The sequence below is a fragment of the Janthinobacterium rivuli genome, assembly GCF_009208735.1.
Taxonomy (GTDB): Bacteria; Pseudomonadota; Gammaproteobacteria; order Burkholderiales; family Burkholderiaceae_D; genus Janthinobacterium.
Genome location: NZ_WFLJ01000042.1, coordinates 1 through 3,022, shown reverse-complemented (window position 1 = coordinate 3,022; position 3,022 = coordinate 1). Strand labels below are relative to the sequence as shown.

2 protein-coding genes are annotated in these 3,022 nt (G+C 66.7%); both read left to right on the top strand.

Annotated features, from left to right (window positions below; genetic code table 11):
- On the top strand, positions 1-1,189 hold a 1,189-nt coding region (locus GCN78_RS29500), incomplete at its 5' end, for a hypothetical protein (protein ID WP_193316905.1).
- A gap of 46 nt (positions 1,190-1,235) precedes the next feature.
- Positions 1,236-3,022: type VI secretion system membrane subunit TssM (gene tssM / locus GCN78_RS28760; RefSeq protein WP_193316904.1), on the top strand; the 1,787-nt coding region annotated here is incomplete at its 3' end.

Genomic DNA, 3,022 nt, shown 5'->3' with positions numbered 1-3,022 from the left:
GCTGCACCTGGCCGCCGCCGCGCTGCGCATGCCGGGCGGCGCCTCGGCGCCGGAACTGGCGGCCGCGCTGCTGGACAAGCAGCAGCGTCCCGCACTGGATCCGGAGCTGACCGACGCGCAGGGCTACCCGGTGATGAGCGCCCGCGTGGCGGACCTCGATGAACTGAGCCAGAAGGAACTGCTGGACGACTGGCTGCGGGCCCGTCCGGTCGATACGGCGCGGGATGCAGCAGCGCATTTCGATGCCGAACATTTGCGCGCGCTGGCGCTGGGCACCGAGGTATTGAACGAACTGATGCAGGAAGCGGCGATGCACACGGGGCTCGACGACTACACAGCGGCGGCGCAGACGGGCGCGCGCACCGCACTGCCGCTGCCGACGCTGCAACTGCATCTGCTGTTGCCGCCCGACTGGGACCAGCCGCAGCGCGACACGGGCGCCGCCTGGCTGCGCGCGCAAGCGGGACAACACGGCTGGCCGTCCGACAAGCTCAGCGTGCACCTGGCCGGCGACAGCGGGCCGCTGGCGCTGATCGAGCAGCTGGCCGCGCAAGCGGCCTTGCAAGAGCTGCCTTGCCTGGCCATCGTACTGGCCTGCGGTTCCCATATCGGCGAGCTGACCGTACATGACTGGAGCACGCGCGGGCTGCTGTTCCATGCCGGCCAGCCGGGCGGGCAGATTCCCGGCGAAGGCGCGGCCGGCCTGTTGCTGGCCGACGCCGCCCAGGCGACGGCGCTGCAAGCGGACACGCCGGTACTGCTGCACCATGCCAGCATGGCCGTGCGCGGCCAGTCGGCGGACAGCCGCAGCCATGGCGATGCCACCTTGCTGGCCGAGTTGGGCGGCAAGGCGATGTCGGCGGCGTCTGTCGCCCCGGCCGCGATCACGCGGCTCTACGCCGATGCCGACCAGCGCTCCAGCCGCATGATCGAACTGATGAACAACGCCGGCGTGCTGCTGCCCGATATCGATCTCAGCAGCGACGTACTGAGCGTGGCGGCGGCCTGCGGCCAGAGTGGCCAGGTGGCCACCCTGGCGGCGCTGGTGCTGGCGCGCCTCGAGGCGGCCGAGAATGCCGGCCAGGTGCTATGCCTGAGCAACCTCGACGCCTTCCAGCGCGCCGCCGTGGTGGTCGGTCCGGCCGCGGCCGCGCCAGCTGCTTCCCCTGAAACCCACGCAGCCACATGACCCCTTCCTCCACCATGCCTGTCAACCTCTCGCCCCTCATATTATGATGCAACGATTCTGGCATTCCATTACTACCCGTTTCAGCCTGTTCGCCATCGGTTTCCTGGCGCTGGCCGCGCTGCTGGCCAGTTGCGCCGTCATCTTTCAATGGCCGCTCGTATGGATCGTGCCGCCGCTGGCGCTGGTTCTGCTGGCCGCCAGCGCGGTATGGTGGCTGCAGCGCAGGCGCCGCCAGCGCGACGCCGCCAGCTTCGGCGGCATGCTGGAGCAGCAGACGGCCGGCGCGACGCCCAAGGCGGGCCCCACCCAGCGCGAGGAAACCGAAGCCATCCGCAAGCGCATGCTTGAAGCGATCGGCACCATCAAGACCTCCAAGCTGGGCCAGTTGTCGGGCGACGCGGCCCTGTACGAGTTACCCTGGTATATGATCATCGGCAATCCGGCGGCCGGCAAGAGTACGGCGATCGCCAATTCCGGCCTGCAGTTTCCTTTTGCCGACAGCAAGATCGTGCAAGGCATCGGCGGCACCCGCAATTGCGACTGGTTCTTCACCACCGACGGCATCCTGCTCGACACGGCGGGCCGGTACTCGGTCAATGACGAAGACCGTGCCGAATGGTTCGGTTTTCTGTCGCTGCTGAAAAAACACCGCAAGCGCGCGCCGATCAACGGCATCATCATCGCCGTCAGCATTGCCGAACTGACCGGCAGCCGCCCCGAGTTCGCCATCAACCTGGCCAAGAACCTGCGCCAGCGGGTGCAGGAACTGACGGAAAAACTGGAAGTGCACGCGCCCGTCTATGTGGTGTTCACCAAGGCCGACCTGATTACCGGTTTCAACGAATTTTTCCAGGACACGGAACGCGGCGAACGCGACCGGGTATGGGGCGCCACCCTGCCCTACAGCCAGACCAGTTCGAGGCAGGACGTGCTGGAGCAGTTCGACCAGCGTTTCGATGAACTGTATGACGGCTTGAAAGAGCTGAGCCTGGCCAGCATGGCGCTGCAGCAGAACGAATGCATGCCGCCTGGCGTGTTTACCTTCCCGCTCGAGTTCAGCGCGATCAAGGGCTCGCTGCGCGCCTTCATCGCCACCCTGTTCGAGGAAAATCCGTTCCAGTTCAAGCCCGTCATGCGCGGCTTCTATTTCACCAGCGCGCTGCAGGAAGGCGTGTCGGTATCGGCCTCGTCGGAACGCGTGGCGCAACGCTTCGATTTGAAATTGCAACCGCAGCAACAGCACGCCGTGCAGGACCAGCACGGCTACTTCCTGCTCAATCTGTTCCGCAAGGTAATCTTCGCCGACAAGGAACTGGTGGCCCAATACGCCAGTCCGGCCAAGACCCGTCTGCGCTACGCCACCTTCTTTGCCGCCACCGCGCTGGTGGGCCTGGCGCTGGCCGGCTGGAGCTGGTCCTACATGGCCAACCGCCAGCTGGTGACCAACGTGCAGGCCGACCTGGACCAGGCGATCAAGGTGCAGGACAAGCGGCTCGACCTGCAATCGCGTTTCGAAGCGCTGGAAATCATGCAGGACCGGATCGAACAGCTCGATTCCTACCGCAACAGCCGGCCCGTCTCGCTGGGCCTGGGCTTGTATCAGGGAGAATTGCTGGAACGCAAACTGCGCGAAGAGTATTTTTCGGGCGTGCGTGAAGTGATGCTGGGCCCGGTCGCGCAATCGCTGGAAGCCTTCCTGGCCGAGGTCAACGCGGGCGCCAGCCGCTTGCAGCCGATGGCCAGCACGCCGCAGTCGGGCGCGGTGTCGGCCAGCGCGGCCGCCACCCTGCCCGCGCCGGCGGGCACCCTGGCCTCGCCGGTGGCCGCCACGCC